Source organism: Pseudomonas corni, from assembly GCF_057128765.1.
In genome coordinates this window covers 683,618-703,896 of record NZ_JBSKHW010000002.1, presented here as the reverse complement: position 1 = coordinate 703,896, position 20,279 = coordinate 683,618, and the positions used below count along the sequence as shown (strand labels likewise).

The following is a 20,279-nucleotide window of genomic DNA, read 5'->3' as shown; positions in this document are numbered from 1 at the left end:
TCTGGTTCTCCTTCTCGGGCGCGCTGGCCTAGCCGCCGGTTTTTCTAATAACGGGCGTAACAGTTGCAGCCTGGGCAACGGGCGGCATGCGAGCGGTGATGTCGAACAGCGTGTAAGCGAGCGTCAGGTGTTTCACATCTGCGGGCAGGTCGCGATCAACGATGAAGCGAACCGGCATTTCAATGCGCTCGCCCGGTTGCAGCATTTGCTGGGTGAAGCAGAAGCATTCGGTCTTGTGGAAATACACGGCCGCCGTGCTAGGCGAAATACTCGGTACGGCTTGGGCCGTCATGGGTTTCCCGGTCGGGTTCTGGGCGACGAACAGCATCTCGTTAACCGCGCCGGGGTACACATTCAGCTCCTCGGCCTTGGGATAGAAACCCCAGGACATGTCCGCTGAATTGGTCGACAAAAACTGCACCCGCACCTTTCGGCTTTGGTCGACGATCTGGGTTTGCTTGTACTGATCGCCGGTCTTGCCGTTGATGCCCAGCGCCTTGCACATCACGTCGTACAGCGGCACCAGCGCAAAGCCAAAGGCGAACATCGCCACCACCGCGATCAACAGGCGGATGACGAGGGGGCGGTTGGGTCCCGCGATGTTCATTTCACCTCCGGCGGCGTGACGAAGGTGTGGTACGGCGCAGGCGAGGGCACCGTCCACTCCAGGCCGTCCGCGCCGTCCCAGGGTTTGGCGGGCGCAGGTGCGCCACCGCGAATGGTCTTGATCACGATGAACAGGAAGAAGATCTGCGTCGCGCCAAAGGTGAAGGCGCCAATGGACGACACCATGTTGAAATCAGCGAACTGCAGGTTGTAGTCAGGCACGCGACGGGGCATGCCCGCCAGTCCCACAAAGTGCATCGGGAAAAACGCCATATTCATGCCGATGAACGACAGCCAGAAATGCAGCTTGCCCAGGGTTTCGTCGTACATGTGGCCGGTCCACTTCGGCAACCAGTAGTACGCCGACGCGAAGATCCCGAAGATCGCACCCGGCACCAGCACATAGTGGAAATGCGCGACCACAAAATAGGTGTCCTGGTATTGGAAGTCGGCGGGCGCTATGGCGAGCATCAGCCCGGAGAAGCCGCCGATGGTGAACAGAATCACGAACGCCACGGCAAACAGCATGGGCGTCTCGAAGGTCAACTCGCCCTGCCACATGGTGCTGACCCAGTTGAAGACCTTCACGCCGGTGGGTACCGCAATCAGCATCGTCGCGTACATGAAGAACAATTCGCCCACCAGCGGAATGCCCACCACAAACATGTGATGCACCCAGACGATGAACGACAGAAATGCGATGCTTGCCGTGGCGTACACCATCGACGTATAGCCAAACAGCGGCTTGCGCGAGAACGCCGGGATGATCGAACTGACCGCGCCAAACGCCGGCAAGATCATGATGTACACCTCGGGATGCCCGAAGAACCAAAAGACATGCTGGAACAGCACCGGATCACCGCCGCCTGCCGCGTTGAAAAAGCTGGTGCCGAAATGGATGTCCATCAGCATCATCGTCACGCACCCGGCCAGTACCGGCATCACTGCAATCAACAGGAACGCGGTGATTAGCCAGGTCCAGACGAACAGCGGCATTTTCATCAACGTCATGCCGGGGGCGCGCAGATTGAGAATCGTCGCGATGACGTTGATCGCACCCATGATCGAACTGATGCCCATCAGGTGAATGGCGAAAATGAAGAAGGTCACGCTCTCCGGCGCGTAGGTGGTGGAGAGCGGGGCGTAGAAGGTCCAGCCGAAGTTAGGCCCGCCGCCGGGAGAAAACAGCGTCGACACCAGCAACAGGAATGCTGCTGGTAATAGCCAGAAACTGAAGTTGTTCATGCGCGGCAGGGCCATGTCTGGCGCGCCGATCATCAGCGGGATCATCCAGTTCGCAAGGCCCACGAAGGCAGGCATCACGGCGCCGAAGACCATCACCAGGCCGTGCATGGTGGTCATCTGGTTGAAGAACGCAGGCTCGACGATTTGCAGGCCCGGCTGGAACAGCTCCGCGCGGATCACCATGGCGAATGAGCCGCCGAGCAGAAACATGCAGAAGCTGAACCACAGGTACAGCGTGCCGATGTCTTTGTGGTTGGTGGTCAGCACCCAACGCATCAGCCCCTTGGCCGGACCGTGCGCGTGCGCTGCACCTGCGTGGCCATGGTCATCGATCACTGCGCTCATGTTCTGTCTCCTGCGGTTTCCTGTTCCCGTTGCCTGTCGAAAACCCCGTCAGTGTAGGAGCGCGCTTGCCCGCGATCGCGGTGTGTCAGACAGGACATTTGCGTCTGACACCCGGCATTCGCGGGCAAGCGCGCTCCTACAAACTGTCTTGAGCCGGGCTCGTTCATTTCGCATCCGCCTGTTTGAGCGCCAGCACATCTTTTGGCGTGACCATGTCGCCCTTGTTGTTACCCCACGCGTTGCGCTCGTAGGTGACGACGGCGGCGATGTCGACCTCCGACAACTGCTTGCCGAACGCAGCCATGGCCGTGCCTGCACGACCGTGGAACACGACATTGAGGTGTTCTTCTTTGGGGCCGGTCGCGGTTTTCGAGCCCTTGAGCGCCGGGAACATAGGCGGCAGTCCCTGACCTTCGGCCTGATGACAGGCCACGCAGGTGGTGTGATAGACCTTGTCACCGCGCGCGACCAACTCGTCCAGCGTCCATTCCTTGCTGGTCAGCTCCTTGAGCTTGGCGGCGTCTTCCTTGCGCGCGGCGAGCCAGGTGTCGTAGTCGGCCTGGGATTTGGCCTCGACCACGATCGGCATGAAGCCGTGGTCCTTGCCGCACAACTCAGTGCATTGGCCGCGATAAATCCCAGGCTTCTCGATGCGCGTCCAAGCCTCGTTGACGAACCCCGGGATGGCGTCGCGCTTGACAGCAAAGGCCGGCACCCACCAGGAATGAATGACGTCAGCAGCCGTCACCAGAAAGCGAATTTTCACCCCCACCGGCACCACCAGTGGCTGATCGACTTCCAACAAGTAGTGCTCGCCCTTGGCCTCTTTGTTATGAATCTGATCCGCTGGCGTGGCGAGATTGCTGAAGAACTCGACATCCTGGCCCAAGTATTTGTAATGCCATTTCCACTGGTATCCCGTGATCTGGATGTCCAGACCCGACTCAGTGTTGTCGTACATTCTGATGAGGGTTTTAGTGGCGGGAATCGCCATGACGATGAGGATCAACAGCGGCACCACCGTCCACAGAATCTCGACCGTGGTGCTCTCATGAAACTTGGCTGCGACCTGCCCGGTTGAGCGCCGGTGAATGACCATCGACCAGAACATCGCACCGAACACCACGATTCCGATCACTACACAAATCCAGAAAATGGTCATGTGCAGATCGAAGATTTCGTGACTGACCTCGGTCGCTCCCGGTGCCATATTCGTGGTCCAGGCGGCGTGCGCCTGGCCGAATACCGACCACAACAGAAGGCCCATCCAGACTTGTGGATGTCGCATCATTGCGGGTTCCCCTCTTGTTCTTCTTATTTGCCAGCAGTCACATGCGGGCTAGGGAGCGGTGGTCAAGACACGTTACTTGAGGACCGGGGCCATGCCTGCTTTTACAGTCCGATGCATCAGGTGCTTTTCACTGAATCGAGTATAGACACGGCCCAACGCTGCGCAACGCAGTGGAGAAACCGGCAAACCCGGCTATACGCGTGCGCAAATACTGAGAAATATCGCGCCCACAACGGCAATAGCGGATTTTTAATAGCCGATGCACATAAGCATGAAGCTGTTATGACAATTGCGTCTTAAGGGAATTGATAAGCAAGCTAACGTATGACTTCCCCTATAATTCGGCCTGGTTTATTGCCTTCAGGAGCCTCCATGAACACCGCCGCTTTGCGCGAGCAGATCAAACGAGCACAGGAACACGAGGCGGCCACTGGTCAGTTATTGCGCCAACTCGAGTTACAACTTCCGCATTTGCACCCTGCTATCCATCTTCCAGAAGTGGACGCACGGGGCGTGCTAACGCGCTTTGTCACGGCGTATATCGACCAAGTGCCCGATCTGCTGGACGCGGCCAATGCCGTGGCGCAGGAAGCGGGCATCGAGGAACAGATCAAACCGGTGTTGAAGATCGCCGAACATTTTTTCGTCCAGCCACCTGCCATCATGGCTGGCCATGAAGGGCTCGACAGCCTGTTGGACGAGGCCTATCTGGCGCATCGCCTGGTAGAAGAAGTGAATGACCTGTACATCATGCATTTCGGCCAACCGCTGATTCCTGCCAACACCACGGTTGCAAGCGTGATTGCCCACCACTTGATCGGTGAAGGGTTCGCCAACCAATTGGACGAAGCCGTGCATCATGCCGTTGATGAATTGCTCAACGAGGACAGCTTTTCCCTGGAGTCAGTGGAAGCCCACCGCGAGCGCTTGAGCAGCCCGGATACCGAATCCGCCTGGAAACGCTGGCCGAGTCTGTCCCGGGAACTGGGCGTCGGGCTTGAGATGGAATGTCCGAAGGACTGAGGATCGATTTACAGCGAACAGTGATCTTTTGCGACCAACACAACTCATGTGGGAGCGGACCTGTCCGCGAAGAGGCCATTACATTCGATAAAAATCTATCGTCTGTTCAACCGTATTCGCGGACAGGTCCGCTCCCACAGGTGTTGCACACCACCTGCTAAATCAACTATCAATGCAACGCCGCGCCGCCCACCGTGGTGCGAATGCGGCCTTCCACCCGTCGTTTCAACAGCCGCTGCTCGACGATCAACCGTGAACCCTGCGTCGCATTAGCGCGGCCCCATTCTTCCAGCAACTCCAGGCAAGAATGGTCGATGTAACTCACGTTGCTCAGCGGCACGTGCAGCGTGGTACCCGGCGGCACGGCGGTCAGTGCCTGAGTCAGGGCAGGGACTTTCAGGAACGTAGCCGAACCGTTCAGCCGCAACTCCATCTCGCCTTCGGCCGGCAGGTCCACCAGATTGATCTTCAGCCGCGAAGCGTTGAGCGCCAGCTTCACCAGTGTCAGGGCAAAGCCCACCAGCACACCGGTCAGAAGGTCGGTGAAGATGATCGCGCTCGCAGTCGCTGCGTAGATGAACATCGGCATGCGGCCATAACGACCCAACCCTCGAAAGGCCTTCAGATCCACCAGTTTCAAGCCGGTGTACACCAACACGCCCGCCAGACTCGCTACTGGAATGCTCTGCAAAACGCTCGACAGCAACAGTACAAATGCCAGCAACCAAACGCCGTGAAAGATCGCCGACAATCGGGTTTTAGCGCCCGCTTGCACGTTGGCCGAGCTGCGTACGATCACGCCGGTCATCGGCAACGCGCCCAACAATCCGCAGAGCATGTTGCCTACGCCTTGTGCGCTCAACTCTTTATCGAAATCCGAACGCGGGCCGTTGTGCATGCGGTCAACCGCTGCCGCCGACAGCAGCGTTTCTGCACTGGCGATGAACGCCACGGCTATCGCCGCCACCAGAATCGCCGGATCAGCCAGATTCATCAGGTCCGCCGGGCGCAACCAGTCAATGGCTTCAGCCAGATTGGCCGGAACCTCGACGCGCTTGACCTGCAATGCCATGAACAGACTCACCGCCGTAGCGATACCTACGCCCAGCAAGGCGCCGGGTACGAAACGCAGCGCATGAGGCCTGCGCTTTTCCCACAGCCACATGACCGCAATTGTACCGAGCCCGAGCAATCCGGCCTGCATGCCGGTGCCTGGGCCTACGGCATTGAACAACGTTTCCGGGAAGCCGATCAGGTTGTCCAGCCCGGACGGCTTGGGCCCGCTATCGAACATCACATGGACCTGCGACAGCACAATTAACACGCCAATCCCTGCAAGCATTCCGTAGACCACTGCAGGCGCAGTCACCCGAAACCAGCACCCAAGCTTGAAGCGCCCGGCCAATACTTGCAGCAAGCCTGCAAGCAGAAGGATCGGTCCGAGCATTGCCATGCCGTGCTCACGCACCACCTCGAACACCAGCACCGCCAACCCAGCAGCCGGACCGCTGACTTGCAGCGGCGAACCCGCCAGCCATCCCACCACCAGGCCGCCAATGATCCCGGTGATCAAACCCTTGGCAGGCGGCATGCCCGAAGCAATGGCGATACCCATGCACAGCGGCAGGGCAACGAGGAAAACCACCACGGAAGCCATCAGCTCCCGTGGTAAGACCGATTTCAGATTTGTAATAGCCATGACGACTCTCCGGCAAATTCTTCAGGCGTGACAACGCCCGGCGGCACACAAAAATTGTGGCCGCAGCGAGCTTGAGTGAGGATCGAACCGTCAGTGGTGAATCAGATTCACACGCCCGGCAACACGATGTCCCTGGACGGGGGTTTAGTAACGACGTCTCGGCGTAGCCATCGGCGTTGGATGGTCGCCATCAAGGGACAGGAAGCAATCCTGTTCGGCGTCGTAGGCTCTGATGTCACTGGTCTCGATGTCGTAGACCCAGCCATGGATGAACAGCTGACCGCTGGCCATCTTCGACGCAACTGAAGGGTGTGTGCGCAAGTGCTGCAATTGAGCGATGACGTTTTCTTCAGTGAGCACGTGCATCGTTTCTTTCTCACCGCTGCAATTGCAGTTGTCTTCTACGACGGTGCGCGCGACCTCGGCATGACGCAGCCAGGCCGTGACCGTCGGCATTTTTTCGAGACTTTTCGGATTGAGTACAGCGCGCATGGCGCCACAGTCGGAATGGCCACAGATGATGATGTGATGAACGCCCAAGGCCATGACGGCGTACTCGATGGCAGTGGAAACGCCGCCGTTCATAGGGCCGTAAGGCGGGACGACGTTACCAACGTTACGGGTGACGAACAGGTCGCCGGGCGAGCTGTGAGTGATGAGCTCCGGCACGATCCGGGAATCGGCGCAGGTGATGAACATGGCTCGGGGTTGCTGGGCGGTCGCCAGCTTTTTAAACAGTTCTTCCTGCTGGGGGAAGATGTCAGTACGAAAATGCTTGAAGCCGTCGACGATGTGGCGCAGCGCTACATCCGCGGATTCCGCTTCGGGCAAAGCGTCCGCTGGCGCAACTGAAGGCTGTTGATCAGTGTCTCTCATGTCTCGTCCTCTCTGACGGATTGAAATGTAAGGTCCGCATCGACTGAAGGATGACCCATGCTCTGGGACAGCGGCCACATCTCTATGTGCGCGTCCGACTTGTTACTCGGAGTTACCATAAAGGCCCAAACTTAACTGAAACTGAATGCATCGCTCTAGCTCGCGGGTCTTGGTTAAGAAAACCTAATCCGGCACCCACCCTGTAGGAGCGCGCTTGCCCGCGATGATGTCAGTTGAGCCAAAGCATCTTCGTCGCCTGCCAGATGTATCGCGGGCAAGCGCGCTCCTACAGTGGCGAGAGCTGCTTGCCTACAGCAACGACATCTGCCCGCCCGGCCTGCAAAACGCATCGCAATCGAGCTTGAAACTGTCCCGTGCATCGAGACCGTGTTTCCTCACCGCGATACTGTAGCGCTGAGCCAGCAAATCCGCGAACACGCCTTCGCCACGCATCCGGCTGCCGAAACGGCTGTCATACACTTCACCACCGCGGGACTGGCGTACCAGGCTCATGACGTGGGCAGCTCTTTGAGGATAATGCGCTTGCAGCCATTCCTCGAAAAGCGGCGCTACCTCCAACGGTAGCCGCAACATCACGTAACTGGCTGCCAGAGCCCCCGCCGCCTTCGCCTCGGCCATCAAACCCTCAAGCTCCATGTCGTTGATCATCGGAATCATCGGTGCCAGCAACACACCCACCGGAATACCCGCCTCACGCATGACCCTGATTGCTCGTAAACGCGCCTTGGGTGCTGCAGCCCGGGGTTCAAGAATGCGTTTGAGTTCATCGTCCAGAGTAGTAAGGCTGATAAACACCGAAACCAGCCGCAGCTTGGCCAGCTCTGCCAGCAAGTCGAGATCGCGCAGGATCAAAGATCCTTTGGTGATGATCGTCACGGGATGGCGATAGCGCAGCAGCACCTCAAGCGTGGCGCGGGTGATTTTGTACTCGCGCTCGATCGGCTGATACGGATCGGTATTGGCCCCCAGCGTAACCGGCGCGACGCTGTAACCGGGCTTGGACAGTTGCTGTTCAAGCAGCGCCGCCGCATTGGTTTTGGCGATCAGCTTGGTCTCGAAATCCAGACCCGGCGACATATCCCAATACGCATGGCTGGGCCGCGCATAACAGTAGATACACCCATGCTCACACCCGCGATAAGGGTTGATCGAGCGGTCAAACGGGATGTCGGGGGAGGTGTTGCGGGTGATGATGCTTTTGGCCGTTTCAATGGTGACGGTCGTGCCTTGGGTCATAGGCACTTCCTGATACCAGCCGTCATCCTCAGCCACCGAGCGATTCGGCGCGAAGCGGTTGTGCGGATTAGTGGCCGTGCCTCGGCCGCGAGGAGGAAGTGGCGCAGACATGAGGGCTTTCCCGATAACTGTTTATACATACAGTACACCGATCACAGGCACAGCTCCACGCCAGCTGTGGTAAACGCCATACAGCTGATCAACGGTACAGAGAATTCTGGTGCGTCTTAGTCATCGGCTTACGCAATTGGCAACACACGTATTTCGTCGCAGACTTGCAGTTGTAACCAGAGTCGTTATTACTAAGCACCAGGCCGCTAATGATTAGCAGCCTTACACTAAGGGTCACATGAGTGACCACAGCAATATTCGAAAAGGATTTCGAAATGAACAACCGTATTACAGCAACCACGGCGCTTGCTTCATTACTAGCGCTTACCGCACTTTCTGCCACGGCCGTCCCTATTGACTCTCGGGACAAGCCTTTCAACCAGTATTCCTGGGTGACAACGCATAACTCTTACGAAAAAATCAATCAGAACGGTAAAGAGCTTCCGCAGCAGCTAAAGGATGGCGTCCGAGGCTTTATGCTGGACATCTACTTCAAGTCGCAATATACAAAACCGGAAGACAAAATCAGAGTATGTCATAAAGACCTAGCTTGTTATGGCACGCTTATCAATCAGCTCAAGAATGAATTTGTCCCATTCTTACGAAACAACCCTAATGAAGTTGTGACTATATTTCTCGAATCCTATGTCGAATTTCCCCAGCTGAAAGCAGTTTTCGATGCGGTTCCCGAGCTCGCAGAATATTCCTTCGATCCGAAAAATTTTTCTGGTAAGGAATGGCCGACGTTGAAAGAAATGGCCGATAAGAACAATCGACTGGTATTCATGACCGCCAGTACGAAAATTGTTGGGGACTACCCGATCGGTAATAAGAAAATCACTGTTCTATATGACAACGACTGGATGGTCGAAAATCGATGGGACACATTGGGCGCAGTGGCAGTCCCTCTGGCATCAGCGCATAACTGGTCATGCCCATCACGCAACGATGCCCTCCCACTGAAAACTCAGAAAGTAAATCAAAGGACCGGAAAAGAATGGAGCAGGCTCTTTCTGATGAATCAATTTCATCATTGGACGTCCCTTACCAATGACTCTGCGGGGTTTGACAACAACCTGACCTACCTGCTGCGCCGCGTCGACAACTGTGAAGTCACACCTAACTTCATTGGCGTGAACCACTATTCAAGTGGAGAAGTTGAACGCTATACCAATGCATTGAACAACGGCGGCATTTACTTTTATGAGGGCGCTAACGCTGACAAAAAACAGGATGCCGTTTGTGTTATTCCAACAAAGCCAGGCGTTGTAGATATGAAGGGTAACGGCTGTGAAAACGATGAGGCCCAATCCCTGACTTTATCCGGCGTATCCAAAGGCACCCGGATTACACTGTACGACAGCCCCTCCGGCAGCACTCAGGATGACCACCTTATCATCGATGTAAAAAGAGACATCGGCCTCAACGAACGAGTCGTTCTCCCAAACTTCCAGACGAATTACTCATGGAGTAGCTTTGATACTATCTACAACCGAAACAATGGTCTGAACGGCAAGATATCCCGTATCACTATTGACAAAACACCGACTGATTTTTCTGACTCTTCTATCGCATTCTATGAAGGAGGCAACGGTACTCAGAACCTTGATTGCGTTGTTCCGTTTGCGAGCCATCACGTAGTCAAAATGAAAAACAACAGCTTCGGCTGTTCTAATGACGAAATTAAATCCGCCAAAATCGTGAAAGCCAAAGCGGGGGCATCACTCAGTCTGTACGGACATCCGGATGGCAAGAATGATCAAGGTGTCACTACTATTGAAATCTTGAAAGATATTAAATCTCCCCTTAACATCCCAAGCTTCAACACCAGCTTCACAAATGAATACGTGAGAGTTGTTAACTATCATCATGGTATTGATGGCAAGATTTCTTTCGCAGGTTTACGCGGCACAAAATAGCATTACCGCTACATACATTCACCTAACTTGAACACGGCTGATCATGGATGCCCGCGATTAATTCGCGGGCATCCATGTTTCATTTCAACTTGGATCGACCGGCTTCTTCAATTTAGGATTCGGGAAAAACTGCACGCCCTGGACCTTCGGATCCGCTGGCTTGACCACGGGCTTGTTTACCCGTGTACCGAGCTCTTTCGGGATCGACTGACCTTGGGCATTGAGCGTGTCCGAGTAACCGCAATGCACGCACTCGCGATGCGGAACGTCGTCTTCGTTCCACATCATCAGCTTGTCAGGCTCGCTGCACGCCGGGCAGACAGCCCCGGCGATGAAGCGTTTCTTGGTCACTACAGCGGGTGTATCGGTCATGCTGCCGCGTCCTCACTCAAACCGCTATGACGCAAGAGTGCGTCAATCGAAGGCTCACGCCCTCGGAAGTCGACGAACAACACCATCGGCGCTTGCGAGCCGCCACGGGCCAGAATTGCCTCGCGGAAAGCACGGCCAGTGTCTTCGTTGAGCACGCCGTCTTCTTCGAATTTCGAAAAAGCGTCTGCCGACAATACTTCAGCCCACTTGTAGCTGTAGTAACCCGCCGCATAACCCCCAGCGAAGATGTGCGCAAAGCTATTGGGGAAGCGGTTATAAGCCGGTGGACGCATGACCGAAACCTCGTCGCGTACGCCTTCGAGCACTTGCAGCGTGGTGCGACCGTCGCCGTGAGTGGCGTGCAATTCGAAGTCGAACAGCGAGAACTCAATCTGGCGAATCATCATCAGGCCAGACTGGAAATTCTTCGCCGCGAGCATTTTCTCCAGCAGGTCCTGAGGCAACGGTTCGCCGCTCTCGTAGTGACCGGAAATCAGGGCCAGGCCTTCAGGCTCCCAGCACCAGTTTTCCATGAACTGGCTTGGCAACTCGACCGCGTCCCATGCCACGCCATTGATGCCCGAAGCGCCAGCATGCTCGACGCGGGTCAGCAGGTGATGCAGGCCGTGACCAAACTCGTGAAACAAGGTGGTGACTTCATCGTGGGTCAGCAGCGCAGGTTTGCCGCTGTCGGCCGGGGTGAAGTTGCACACCAGATTAGCAACCGGGCTTTGCAGTACGCCGTCCATAGTGCGACGACGATCACGCGCGCCATCCATCCAGGCACCGCCACGCTTGTTGGCGCGGGCATAGAGATCAAAGAAGAAGCGACCCACGTGCTGACCGTTTTCCTTGATTTCGAAGAGGCGAACGTCCGGATGCCAGGTGTCGAAGCCTTTGTGTTCGGCGATTTCGATGCCGTACAGCTTTTGCACAATGGCAAACAGGCCGCTCAGCACTTTATCGATGGGGAAGTAGGCGCGCAGGGTTTCCTGAGAAACGCTGTAACGCTGCTCACGCAGCTTCTCGCCGTAGAATCCGCTGTCCCAGCTTTGCAGGTCCGGGCAGCCTTGTTCGGCAGCGTAGGCTTTCAGTTGCTCAAGATCCTGAGCGGCAAACGGCTTGCTGCGTTTGGCCAGGTCGCGCAGGAAGCTGAGCACCTGATCGCTGGATTCAGCCATTTTGGTCGCCAGACTCAGTTCGGAGAAGCTGGCAAAGCCCAACAGCTTGGCCAGTTCCTGACGCAGGTCGAGGATCTGTTCCATCACCGGACCGTTATCATTTTTACCGGCGTTCGGGCCTTGGTCCGACGCACGGGTGCAGTACGCCGCGTAGACCTCTTCGCGCAGGGCACGGTCTTCGGCGTAGGTCATCACCGCGTAATAGCTCGGGAATTCCAGGGTGATCAGGTAGCCGTCGAGGTCTTTGGCTTTCGCGGCAGCAGCCATTTGCGCCTTGGCCGAATCGGTCAGGCCAGCGAGAGCCGCTTGGTCAGTGACATGCTTGGTCCAGGCTTGGGTCGCGTCGAGCAACTGATTGGAGAACTGACTGCCCAGCTCCGACAGCTTGCTCTGGACTTCGGCGTAACGCTTTTGCTGTTCTGGCGGCAGATCGATGCCGGACAAGCGGAAGTCACGCAGCGAGTGTTCGAGAATGGTCTTCTGCGCTACATCAAAACCGGCCGCTTCCGGGCTATTGGCCAAGGCTTCGAACGCTTGGAACAGCTCCCGGTTCTGGCCCATCTCGGTGGAATATGCGCTCAATGCCGGGAGACAGGATTCATAGGCCTCACGCAGCTCCGGGCTGTTACGCACGGCATTCAGATGGCTGACAGGGCTCCAGGCTGCGCCCAGGCGGTCGTTGAGTTCATCCATCGCCAACACCAGGCCAGCCCATGTAGGCTGCGAGCCTTGTTGGGCGAGCAGATCGACAATCGCAGCGCGGTTGTCGGCAATAATCTGGTCAATGGCCGGTTTTACATGCTCAGCGCGGATCGCCGAGAAAGGTGGCAGGTCGTAGGATTGCAACAGAGGGTTGTTCGCGCTCACGGTTTGGCACCTTGGCAGAAAGAAACACCCACGCATCTTAATTATAATCGGCGCCGGCCGCAGCTATCTCGCTACGATGGCCGCGCTATCAGCCCCAGAGAAGGAGCCTATCAGTGGCCATTCGCACCTTTCAGAACCATACGCCAATGCTGGGCGAACGTGCTTTTGTCGACCATTCGGCGGTGGTGATCGGGGATGTCGAGATTGGTGCCGACAGCTCTGTCTGGCCACTGACGGTCATTCGCGGCGATATGCACCGCATCCGCATCGGCGCGCGCACCAGCGTGCAAGACGGCAGCGTGCTGCACATTACTCACGCCGGGCCGTTCAACCCCGACGGCTACCCGTGTCTGATTGGCGACGAAGTGACCATCGGTCACCAGGTGATGCTGCATGGTTGCACCGTTGGCAATCGGATTCTGGTCGGCATGGGTACCACGATCATGGACGGCGCCGTGGTTGAAGACGAAGTGATCATCGGTGCTGGCAGCCTCGTGCCACCGGGCAAGCGACTGGAAAGCGGCTATTTGTATGTCGGGCGGCCTGTGAAGCAAGTCCGCCCGCTGACCGAGAAGGAGATCGCCTTCTTCCCTTATAGCGCCAGCAACTACGTGAAGCTCAAGGACCAGCACCTGGCGGAAGGCTTTGATCGGCCTTGATTGAGCCCTGATTCTGTAGGAGTGAATTCATTCGCGAAGCAATGTGACAGGCAGTGCAGGTGTGTCGGCTGTCCTGGCCTCCGCGAATGAATTCGCTCCTACAGCTCCCACACCGAGGAAACCATGCATTACCAAAACATCCTGTTCGACCTGGACGGCACGCTGACCGATCCACGGGAAGGCATCACCCGTTCGATTCAATTCGCCCTGAGCCGCCTGGGCATCGACGAGCCCGACATCACTGCACTTGAACATTTCATCGGGCCGCCTCTCCTGCAACAATTCATGCGCTCCTATGATTTCGACGAAGCGAAAGCCTGGGAGGCGGTCGGGTTTTATCGCGAGCGATTCCAAGTCACCGGGCTGTATGAAAACCTGGTATTCGACGGCGTTTTCCAGCTGTTGGAACTGTTGTCCGAGCAAGGCCGCAATCTGTTTATCGCGACCTCAAAGCCCTGGGTGTTCGCCCATGAGATCGCCCGGCACTTTGATTTTGCGCGGCATTTCAAATTGATCTACGGCAGCGAGCTGGACGGCACCCGAACCGACAAGGTCGAGTTGATTCGGCATCTGCTGGACACAGAAGGGCTGGACCCAAAACAGACTCTGATGATCGGCGACCGCAAACACGACTTGATCGGCGGCCAGCGCAATGGCCTGGACGTGGCGGCGGTGGGGTATGGGTTTGGCAGTCGTGAGGAGCTTGAAGCAGAAGCGCCGACGTACCATTTCGATACGCTGAAACAGCTGCATGAGGCGTTTCTCAAAACCTCATGACATCGCAAATTCTGTAGGAGCGCGCTTGCCCGCGATGGCGTCATTCCTGACAACGCGATGTCGACTGACACACTGCTATCGCGGGCAAGCGCGCTCCTACGAGTGTCAGCGTCAGGGCTGAGCCATCAAACGGTCTAAGGCCGCCTTACGCTCGTCCTTCGGCAACCCGCCCAGCTTTTCGACCGCCTGATAAAACGCCACCCAATCCCCGCCAACCTGTTTGAACAATGCCGCAAATGCCGGCACCCACTGATCGTAAAGACCGAAGGGCAGTAATCGGGCGTTGTTCATCGGGGCATTGATCCAGGCGTCGTAACGTTTGTCTCCCGCCCATTGCGTATCGCGCATCTGCCGGTAATCGGCACGCAACTGCTCAAATTCTGCCGCCTTGCGTGTGCGCATTATCTCGGGGGACAACGGTTGTGCGTAGAGCAGTTTCAGACGCTCGCGAGCGGCGAGCACCAACAGCGTGAATTGATCTCGGTGCTGGGTTTGCGAAGAAGTCTCAGGCGGCAAACCTCGCGCTGCCCGCCATTGCCGGGTGCCTTCCTGCTCGACAAAATTGGCGTAGGACTCGTTGAATTCGCTGTCATCCTTCACGTAGAACCGTTGATGCGCCAGCTCATGAAAAATCAGCGTCATCAGGCGTTCGCTGCCCCAGTTCATCATCGAGCTGATGATCGGATCGTTGAACCAGCCCAGAGTCGAATACGCCTCGACGCCGCTGACGTAGACGTCCTTGCCCTCCAGTTTCTGCAACGCTGCTTTGCCCCGCGCCGAGCCCTGATTGTAATAGCCGCGATAAGCGACGCAGCCTGCGATGGGGAAGCAATGGGTGACAGGTTCCAGCGAAAACTCCCCGGTCGCAAATACATTCCAGACCACATACGGACGGCCTATGTCGGCGTACAGGCGGTAGCTCTGGTTGTCCGGTAAATGCAGATGTTCGCTGGCAAAGACTCGTGCTTTTTGTGCCTGCGAAAGCCGATCGCGCAGTTTGGGGTCGCGACTCGGATCGGCAATGACGTCGGCAATGGGCTCCCGGGCTTTGAGCAATCTCAGCTGACCGGTCGCCAATTGGCTGTAATAAGAGACGCTGGAGCATCCGCCGAGCAGTAGCAAAATAACCGGCGCGCAGTATCGCCAGAGGGAAAGATTGAAGGAATTCATGCAGCGGCCTTAAAGTCGAACGCGTGAAGGTCTCAAAGCACAAGCGTTATGCCGGACAGTCGGCCATCAACGCAACTATCATCGCCGCGTCCTGATCATCCTGGAGCCTGCCATGCGCCTGCTTATTTTATTTGCTGCCCTGAGCTTGCTGGCCGGTTGCGCAGGCCCGCTACCTGCCGTCGACCCACAACAGGCCTGGGTCGACATGCACACGTTCACAGGCAAGCTGGTCATGGCAGATAAGCTCGACGGCAAACGCACAGAAGACGGCCGCTACTTTCAAGTAACGCCGGGCAAGCATGAGCTGGAAGTGCGTTATGACTATGAGTACGCGGCTGGCGGGCTAGGGCTGTCGATGGATCTGTATAACGAGATCACTTGCTACGTGACGGTCAAATACGACAACTTCGAAGCAGGGCGCCGCTACCGGCTTGAGGTGCGAGACATCGCCAACAGCATTGATGCGCAGCTCAAGGACGAGCAGCGAACGGTATTGGCAGAGGAAAGTAATGTGTTTTGTTTGCCGTGAGCCGCCACGGAAAACCTGTAGGAGCCAACTTGTTGGCGAGGCGGACGATTCGGTGTGTCAGATTCGATATCTCGCGAACAAAGTTCGCTCCTACAGAAGATCGCGTTGCTCGCTCAGGCGACATAGCTAGCGATCATTGTTCTGATAGATGATCTTCTTCGTGCCGTTTTCGCAGGTGCCGACCACCATGTTCTGATCCTGCACCTCGTCGTTTCGGACGATCTCCAACGTGTAGGAACTGACGTTCTGGGCCTGGATCTTTGCCTCGATCTCGGCCTTCAATTCCTCACAAGGCTTGGGCGCGGCGAACACAGTGCTGGAAAGGGCTGTGGCGATAACGGCTAAGACGATGCGTTTCATGCTTGACTCCTCGGACGCCGCGCAAGGGGCGGCGGCATACATACGACAGCCGCCGCACTGCGCGGTTCTCGACGAACACAAACGAAAACGACCCGCTCAGCTCAGCCGGGCGGGTCGTCTCAAGATAGCGCTGTGGGCGATTAGCTCAGCAGCGTTGCGTCCAGAGTGATTTTTGCGTTCAGCACTTTGGATACCGGGCAGCCTTCTTTGGCAGCAGCGGTCAGTTTGTCGAATTGCTCTTGGGTCGCGCCCGGCACCTTGGCTTTCAGGGTCAGATGCACAGCAGTAATCGCGAAGCCGCCATCAACCTGATCAAGGGTCACATCAGCGGTAGTGTCGATGCTTTCAGCGGTCAGGTTTTCACCACCAAGGATCATAGACAGTGCCATGGAGAAACAGCCTGCGTGGGCCGCGCCGATCAGTTCTTCAGGGTTAGTCCCTTTGCCGCCTTCGAAGCGAGCTTTAAAGCCATATGGCGCTTCGCGCAGTACGCCGGTTTCAGTGGAGATGCTGCCGATACCGGTTTTCAGGTCACCTTCCCAATGGGCGGATGCTTTCTTGACGATACTCATAATGTCTCCTGATGTAGGGCGTGCGAGGGATCGCACAGGAACAAGGAATCTGAGGATAGACGGTACAGCAAAGTTCAACGGCGATATTTACAGAGATAATTCCGACCAAAATAGTAGGAAATTTCGCCTCCACCATTGAAACCTCGTGTTTTGCCCTTATCCTATAGCCTTAACGCAAATATTTAGGCTTTAGGCCGGCTTTGCATGCGCTCACTCGATTGCAACCGCGCGCAGCAGCCCAAGAGGATACAAGCGACCCATGAAACGATTAGCCGATGTGAAGATTTCCACCCTCGATCTGGTGCCGGTTCGCGAGGACAAAGGCCCGGCCGACTCGTTGCGCAATTCGCTGGATCTGGCTCAGCACGTCGAAAAATGGGGATATAACCGGTTCTGGGTCGCTGAACATCACAACATGGACGGCATCGCCAGCTCGGCGACTTCAGTGTTGCTGGCGTATCTTGCTGGCGGCACATCGACCATCCGCGTCGGCTCCGGCGGCGTGATGCTGCCCAACCATGCGCCGTTGGTAATCGCCGAGCAGTTCGGCACCCTCGCCAGCTTATATCCAGGCCGGATCGACCTGGGACTGGGCCGCGCACCGGGGTCTGATCAAATGACGGCCAGGGCGTTGCGTCGCGAGCGCTCTGGCAGCGCCGATGATTTCCCCGATGACGTGGCGGAACTGATGGCCTACCTGGGCCCGCGCCAGCCACATCAGCGCGTGGTTGCGGTCCCGGGCACTAACACCAATGTGCCGGTTTGGTTACTGGGTTCGAGTTTGTTTAGCGCCCAACTGGCCGGGGAACGTGGTTTGCCTTATGCCTTTGCATCGCACTTTGCGCCGCGTTTCATGCACGAAGCGATTCGCGTCTATCGCAATCACTTCAAGCCATCGGCCACGCTCGATAAGCCCTACGTGATGCTTGGAGTGCCACTTTCTGCCGCCGACACCGACGAGCGTGCCGATTATCTGGTGACGTCGGTGTATCAACGGATTCTCGCGTTGATGCGCGGCCAGTCGCTGATGCAGCGCCCGCCCGTCGAAAGCATGAATGGCCTGTGGCTGCCCCATGAGCGTGAAGCGGTAATGGATTTCCTGGGGCTGGCGATGGTTGGCGGTCCGGAGAAAATCCGCGCCAAGCTCGAAGTGTTGCTGGAACAGACCGATGCCGATGAGCTGATCTTTACCTGCGACATGTACGAGCACGCCGATCGTTTGCGCTCTTACGAAATCCTCGCGCAAGTCGCGAAGGGCTGAGATCGGTGTAGGAGCACGCTTGTCCGGTATTGCGATATATCAATCACCTTTGTGGTGACTGAACAGACCACTTCGCGGGCAAGCGCGCTCCTACAGTCTGTGGCGCACCCATAAAAAAACCGACGCACGATGCGTCGGTTTTTTTATGCGTCAGCCAACGATCAGCCGCGCTTGTAGACCAATTCCTTGGTGCCGCCTTCGCAGGTGCCGACGACTTTGCCGTCTGCCGCTGCGCCTTTATCGACCGCTTCAAGGGTGTACGACGTCGCGCCGTTGGCTTTGATCTTGGCGTCGATCTCGGCTTTTACGTCATCACAAGACTTACCGGCCGCCATGGTGGTGCCAGCAATGCTCAACAGACCTACCGCCAAAAGAAACTTCTTCATGGGTCACACTCCCTCGTCAGGCTCTACTTCAGGCAAAAAAGGCCGCCTGGAAAGTAGCGGCCCAAATACGTTGCACTCGCCTCGGCTGAACGAACAGCGGGCTGGGTGTCGCGAAGGTTGTGGCAATCGGCCAGCTCAAAAGTTCAGAGAATCAGCTTTTGTCGATGCGAAAGCCCACTTTGATCGTGACTTGGAAATGAGCGACTTTGTTGTCCTTGATATGGCCTCGTGTTTCCAGCACTTCGAACCATTCCATATGGCGCACGCTTTGGCCTGCCTCGGCCAGCGCGTTGTTGATGGCGTCTTCAACCGTGGTAGTGGATGAGCCGACGAGTTCGAGCATTTTGTAGGTGTGTTCAGACATGGCAGTTCTCCTAAAGGGTCTTGATGGGAGCCTAGCAGCGAATTCGCTTACCTACGTCTGTGCCGAAAACCGGGTGAAAAGTTCAGAAGAAACGGTACTTCGACACTTGCACTGCACTTTCTCAAAACCCTGTAGTCCCAAACAACACACGCCACTCATCACTGCAGGAGAGTCAAATCATGCCATTCACGTCATCCCGTAAAGCATCGCTGCAAAGCATGGAAGCCGAGATCGAGAGTCTGCTCAAGTCGCTGGAAAGCTTGAAGTCGGACGCTTCGGACGAGTCGCGCAAGACCCTGAAGAATCTGAAAGCCAACGCCGAAAGCGCTCTGAGCCATTCGCGCAGCCTGCTGAGCGATGTCTATGAAGACGTCAAAGTGAAGACTCGCGAAACCAGCGTGGCCACCCGTGACTACGCACAAGAGCATCCTTGGACCACAGCCGGTGTGGCTGTCGGCGCAGTTGGCCTGTTGGCAGCATACTTGCTGTTCAAGCGCGGTAACTGATTTACGCCTGACCTGAGCGTGCCAACTCGCTTTTGAGCCATTGTGCCAACTGTTGAGCTCGACCGTCTGCGGCACGTTTGGGTACCCACAACGCCAGTTGCGCCGGGGTTTCGCTGAAGCCCCATGGCGCAGCCAGGCGTCCCGCCTTCAAGTCGTCGGCCACCAACGGTTCTGGGGCGATGGCGATTCCCAAGCCCGCTGATGCGGCTTCCAGTAAATAATACAAATGCTCGAAATCCTGCCCGTAACGCAGGTCTTCAGGATTAATTTCGTTTTGCTGCGCCCAACTCGGCCACGCTTGAGGCCGCGAGGTTGTCTGCAGCAGCAGTTCTTGAGTTAGGGAACGCGCGGGCAGTGCCTTTAAGTCTTCGAATCGTTCGAAGCGAGGGCTCACCACCGGTCCGATCCGCTCATTGGCCAGTTCAAATACTTGCATATCCGCAGGCCACGGTGGCTCAGCGAAGACCAGTAAAGCGTCGAGCCCTGGGCGTCTGGGGTCGAGATCACCTTCACCAGCCGACAGATGCAGCCGTAAATCCGGCAGGTCCGCATTCAGCCGTCCGAGGCGTGGGATAAACCAGCGTGCCAGCAGGCTCCCCGAACATCCCAAGACAAACGGTGCATCGGCACTGGTTTTACTAAGTTCTGCACAAACAGTGCGCAATCGGTCAAACGCCTCACCGCTGGCATCACGCAGGCGAACGCCGGCATCTGTGAGTTTCAAGCCGCGGCCGTCTTTGCTGAACAGGCTCACCCCCAAATGCTCTTCGAGCACCTTCAATTGGCGACTGACCGCGCCGTGGGTAACGTGTAGCTGCTCCGCTGCCTGACTGACACTATTCAGGCGCGCAGTAGCTTCAAATGCACGCAAAGCGTTAAGCGGGGGAAGGTCTCGGCTCATGG

Annotated in this window: 21 protein-coding genes; 7 read left to right on the top strand and 14 right to left on the bottom strand. The window is 56.8% G+C overall.

Annotation, left to right across the window (positions count from 1 at the left end; all coding sequences use genetic code 11):
• Positions 1 to 28 precede the first annotated feature (28 nt).
• The 3 genes from ACWKV9_RS06895 to coxB all read right to left on the bottom strand — a co-directional run bounded on the left by ACWKV9_RS06895 (position 29) and on the right by coxB (position 3,487).
• Positions 29 to 607, bottom strand: coding sequence for a cytochrome c oxidase assembly protein (locus ACWKV9_RS06895; RefSeq protein ID WP_483835320.1), 579 nt, complete (start codon positions 605 to 607; stop codon positions 29 to 31).
• Complete coding sequence (gene ctaD, locus ACWKV9_RS06890) at positions 604 to 2,196, bottom strand: cytochrome c oxidase subunit I (protein WP_483835319.1); 1,593 nt, start codon at positions 2,194 to 2,196, stop codon at positions 604 to 606. Before ctaD ends, ACWKV9_RS06895 begins: the two co-directional genes overlap by 4 nt.
• A gap of 163 nt (positions 2,197 to 2,359) precedes the next feature.
• Positions 2,360 to 3,487 carry a cytochrome c oxidase subunit II gene (gene coxB / locus ACWKV9_RS06885; RefSeq protein ID WP_483835318.1) on the bottom strand — a complete coding sequence of 376 codons (1,128 nt, stop codon included), beginning with the start codon at positions 3,485 to 3,487 and terminating at the stop codon, positions 2,360 to 2,362.
• Positions 3,488 to 3,859: 372 nt separating this feature from the next.
• Here coxB and ACWKV9_RS06880 point away from each other — a divergent pair, with 372 nt between their 5' ends.
• On the top strand, positions 3,860 to 4,510 hold the full coding sequence (locus tag ACWKV9_RS06880) for a hypothetical protein (RefSeq protein WP_483835317.1): 651 nt from the start codon (positions 3,860 to 3,862) through the stop codon (positions 4,508 to 4,510).
• A gap of 169 nt (positions 4,511 to 4,679) precedes the next feature.
• On the opposite strand, the gene ACWKV9_RS06875 is transcribed toward ACWKV9_RS06880, so the two are convergent.
• The 3 genes from ACWKV9_RS06875 to ACWKV9_RS06865 all read right to left on the bottom strand — a co-directional run bounded on the left by ACWKV9_RS06875 (position 4,680) and on the right by ACWKV9_RS06865 (position 8,453).
• A complete protein-coding gene (locus ACWKV9_RS06875; protein ID WP_483835316.1) occupies positions 4,680 to 6,209 on the bottom strand; it encodes a SulP family inorganic anion transporter in 1,530 nt (509 codons plus the stop codon).
• A 144-nt stretch (positions 6,210 to 6,353) separates the two neighbouring features.
• Positions 6,354 to 7,085 (bottom strand): carbonic anhydrase, encoded by a 732-nt coding sequence (locus tag ACWKV9_RS06870; protein WP_483835315.1) that lies wholly within the window; start codon positions 7,083 to 7,085, stop codon positions 6,354 to 6,356.
• Positions 7,086 to 7,394: 309 nt separating this feature from the next.
• Positions 7,395 to 8,453: a PA0069 family radical SAM protein gene (locus ACWKV9_RS06865; RefSeq protein ID WP_483835314.1), complete on the bottom strand. Its 1,059-nt coding sequence runs from the start codon at positions 8,451 to 8,453 to the stop codon at positions 7,395 to 7,397.
• 275 nt (positions 8,454 to 8,728) lie between these two features.
• On the opposite strand from ACWKV9_RS06865, the gene ACWKV9_RS06860 reads away from it, so the two are divergent.
• A complete protein-coding gene (locus ACWKV9_RS06860) occupies positions 8,729 to 10,372 on the top strand; it encodes a phosphoinositide-specific phospholipase C-related protein (protein ID WP_483835313.1) in 1,644 nt (547 codons plus the stop codon).
• Between the two features lie 84 nt (positions 10,373 to 10,456).
• Here the strand turns inward: ACWKV9_RS06860 and ACWKV9_RS06855 are convergent, their stop codons facing one another.
• Both ACWKV9_RS06855 and prlC read right to left on the bottom strand, forming a co-directional pair.
• Positions 10,457 to 10,744, bottom strand: a complete 288-nt coding sequence (locus ACWKV9_RS06855) for a YheV family putative zinc ribbon protein (protein ID WP_483835312.1) — start codon at positions 10,742 to 10,744, stop codon at positions 10,457 to 10,459.
• The gene (gene prlC / locus ACWKV9_RS06850) at positions 10,741 to 12,828 is read right to left on the bottom strand and encodes an oligopeptidase A (RefSeq protein ID WP_483835311.1); all 2,088 of its coding nucleotides are present in this window, start codon (positions 12,826 to 12,828) and stop codon (positions 10,741 to 10,743) included. Before prlC ends, ACWKV9_RS06855 begins: the two co-directional genes overlap by 4 nt.
• Positions 12,829 to 12,905: 77 nt before the next feature.
• Here prlC and ACWKV9_RS06845 point away from each other — a divergent pair, with 77 nt between their 5' ends.
• Both ACWKV9_RS06845 and ACWKV9_RS06840 read left to right on the top strand, forming a co-directional pair.
• A complete protein-coding gene (locus ACWKV9_RS06845) occupies positions 12,906 to 13,451 on the top strand; it encodes a gamma carbonic anhydrase family protein (protein WP_483835310.1) in 546 nt (181 codons plus the stop codon).
• Between the two features lie 123 nt (positions 13,452 to 13,574).
• Complete coding sequence (locus ACWKV9_RS06840; protein WP_483835309.1) at positions 13,575 to 14,228, top strand: HAD family hydrolase; 654 nt, start codon at positions 13,575 to 13,577, stop codon at positions 14,226 to 14,228.
• Positions 14,229 to 14,339: 111 nt separating this feature from the next.
• On the opposite strand, the gene ACWKV9_RS06835 is transcribed toward ACWKV9_RS06840, so the two are convergent.
• Positions 14,340 to 15,398, bottom strand: coding sequence for an aminopeptidase (locus ACWKV9_RS06835; protein WP_483835308.1), 1,059 nt, complete (start codon positions 15,396 to 15,398; stop codon positions 14,340 to 14,342).
• A 112-nt stretch (positions 15,399 to 15,510) separates the two neighbouring features.
• Here ACWKV9_RS06835 and ACWKV9_RS06830 point away from each other — a divergent pair, with 112 nt between their 5' ends.
• Entirely contained in the window at positions 15,511 to 15,927 is a 417-nt protein-coding gene (locus ACWKV9_RS06830) for a PA0061/PA0062 family lipoprotein (protein ID WP_483835307.1), read from the top strand.
• 126 nt (positions 15,928 to 16,053) lie between these two features.
• Here the strand turns inward: ACWKV9_RS06830 and ACWKV9_RS06825 are convergent, their stop codons facing one another.
• Positions 16,054 to 16,287 (bottom strand): DUF1161 domain-containing protein, encoded by a 234-nt coding sequence (locus ACWKV9_RS06825; RefSeq protein WP_483835306.1) that lies wholly within the window; start codon positions 16,285 to 16,287, stop codon positions 16,054 to 16,056.
• Between the two features lie 140 nt (positions 16,288 to 16,427).
• Positions 16,428 to 16,859, bottom strand: coding sequence for an OsmC family protein (locus ACWKV9_RS06820; RefSeq protein WP_122667221.1), 432 nt, complete (start codon positions 16,857 to 16,859; stop codon positions 16,428 to 16,430).
• Between the two features lie 259 nt (positions 16,860 to 17,118).
• On the opposite strand from ACWKV9_RS06820, the gene ACWKV9_RS06815 reads away from it, so the two are divergent.
• Positions 17,119 to 18,120, top strand: coding sequence for an LLM class flavin-dependent oxidoreductase (locus tag ACWKV9_RS06815; RefSeq protein ID WP_483835305.1), 1,002 nt, complete (start codon positions 17,119 to 17,121; stop codon positions 18,118 to 18,120).
• Positions 18,121 to 18,281: 161 nt separating this feature from the next.
• Here the strand turns inward: ACWKV9_RS06815 and ACWKV9_RS06810 are convergent, their stop codons facing one another.
• Entirely contained in the window at positions 18,282 to 18,506 is a 225-nt protein-coding gene (locus tag ACWKV9_RS06810) for a DUF1161 domain-containing protein (protein ID WP_483835304.1), read from the bottom strand.
• 151 nt (positions 18,507 to 18,657) lie between these two features.
• Positions 18,658 to 18,870 (bottom strand): dodecin, encoded by a 213-nt coding sequence (locus tag ACWKV9_RS06805; protein ID WP_483835303.1) that lies wholly within the window; start codon positions 18,868 to 18,870, stop codon positions 18,658 to 18,660.
• Between the two features lie 179 nt (positions 18,871 to 19,049).
• Here ACWKV9_RS06805 and ACWKV9_RS06800 point away from each other — a divergent pair, with 179 nt between their 5' ends.
• A complete protein-coding gene (locus ACWKV9_RS06800; protein ID WP_268798674.1) occupies positions 19,050 to 19,376 on the top strand; it encodes an ElaB/YgaM/YqjD family protein in 327 nt (108 codons plus the stop codon).
• 1 nt (position 19,377) lies between these two features.
• Here the strand turns inward: ACWKV9_RS06800 and ACWKV9_RS06795 are convergent, their stop codons facing one another.
• Entirely contained in the window at positions 19,378 to 20,277 is a 900-nt protein-coding gene (locus ACWKV9_RS06795; protein ID WP_483835302.1) for a LysR family transcriptional regulator, read from the bottom strand.
• Positions 20,278 to 20,279 lie beyond the last annotated feature (2 nt).

What these genes read in the sequence shown, in the direction of transcription:
- ACWKV9_RS06895 (WP_483835320.1), bottom strand. Translation starts at nt 607, where the DNA reads ATGAACATCGCGGGACCCAACCGCCCCCTCGTCATCCGCCTGTTGATC.
- ctaD (WP_483835319.1), bottom strand. Translation starts at nt 2,196, where the DNA reads ATGAGCGCAGTGATCGATGACCATGGCCACGCAGGTGCAGCGCACGCG.
- coxB (WP_483835318.1), bottom strand. Translation starts at nt 3,487, where the DNA reads ATGATGCGACATCCACAAGTCTGGATGGGCCTTCTGTTGTGGTCGGTA.
- ACWKV9_RS06880 (WP_483835317.1), top strand. Translation starts at nt 3,860, where the DNA reads ATGAACACCGCCGCTTTGCGCGAGCAGATCAAACGAGCACAGGAACAC.
- ACWKV9_RS06875 (WP_483835316.1), bottom strand. Translation starts at nt 6,209, where the DNA reads ATGGCTATTACAAATCTGAAATCGGTCTTACCACGGGAGCTGATGGCT.
- ACWKV9_RS06870 (WP_483835315.1), bottom strand. Translation starts at nt 7,085, where the DNA reads ATGAGAGACACTGATCAACAGCCTTCAGTTGCGCCAGCGGACGCTTTG.
- ACWKV9_RS06865 (WP_483835314.1), bottom strand. Translation starts at nt 8,453, where the DNA reads ATGTCTGCGCCACTTCCTCCTCGCGGCCGAGGCACGGCCACTAATCCG.
- ACWKV9_RS06860 (WP_483835313.1), top strand. Translation starts at nt 8,729, where the DNA reads ATGAACAACCGTATTACAGCAACCACGGCGCTTGCTTCATTACTAGCG.
- ACWKV9_RS06855 (WP_483835312.1), bottom strand. Translation starts at nt 10,744, where the DNA reads ATGACCGATACACCCGCTGTAGTGACCAAGAAACGCTTCATCGCCGGG.
- prlC (WP_483835311.1), bottom strand. Translation starts at nt 12,828, where the DNA reads ATGCGTGGGTGTTTCTTTCTGCCAAGGTGCCAAACCGTGAGCGCGAAC.
- ACWKV9_RS06840 (WP_483835309.1), top strand. Translation starts at nt 13,575, where the DNA reads ATGCATTACCAAAACATCCTGTTCGACCTGGACGGCACGCTGACCGAT.
- ACWKV9_RS06835 (WP_483835308.1), bottom strand. Translation starts at nt 15,398, where the DNA reads ATGAATTCCTTCAATCTTTCCCTCTGGCGATACTGCGCGCCGGTTATT.
- ACWKV9_RS06830 (WP_483835307.1), top strand. Translation starts at nt 15,511, where the DNA reads ATGCGCCTGCTTATTTTATTTGCTGCCCTGAGCTTGCTGGCCGGTTGC.
- ACWKV9_RS06825 (WP_483835306.1), bottom strand. Translation starts at nt 16,287, where the DNA reads ATGAAACGCATCGTCTTAGCCGTTATCGCCACAGCCCTTTCCAGCACT.
- ACWKV9_RS06820 (WP_122667221.1), bottom strand. Translation starts at nt 16,859, where the DNA reads ATGAGTATCGTCAAGAAAGCATCCGCCCATTGGGAAGGTGACCTGAAA.
- ACWKV9_RS06815 (WP_483835305.1), top strand. Translation starts at nt 17,119, where the DNA reads ATGAAACGATTAGCCGATGTGAAGATTTCCACCCTCGATCTGGTGCCG.
- ACWKV9_RS06810 (WP_483835304.1), bottom strand. Translation starts at nt 18,506, where the DNA reads ATGAAGAAGTTTCTTTTGGCGGTAGGTCTGTTGAGCATTGCTGGCACC.
- ACWKV9_RS06805 (WP_483835303.1), bottom strand. Translation starts at nt 18,870, where the DNA reads ATGTCTGAACACACCTACAAAATGCTCGAACTCGTCGGCTCATCCACT.
- ACWKV9_RS06800 (WP_268798674.1), top strand. Translation starts at nt 19,050, where the DNA reads ATGCCATTCACGTCATCCCGTAAAGCATCGCTGCAAAGCATGGAAGCC.
- ACWKV9_RS06795 (WP_483835302.1), bottom strand. Translation starts at nt 20,277, where the DNA reads ATGAGCCGAGACCTTCCCCCGCTTAACGCTTTGCGTGCATTTGAAGCT.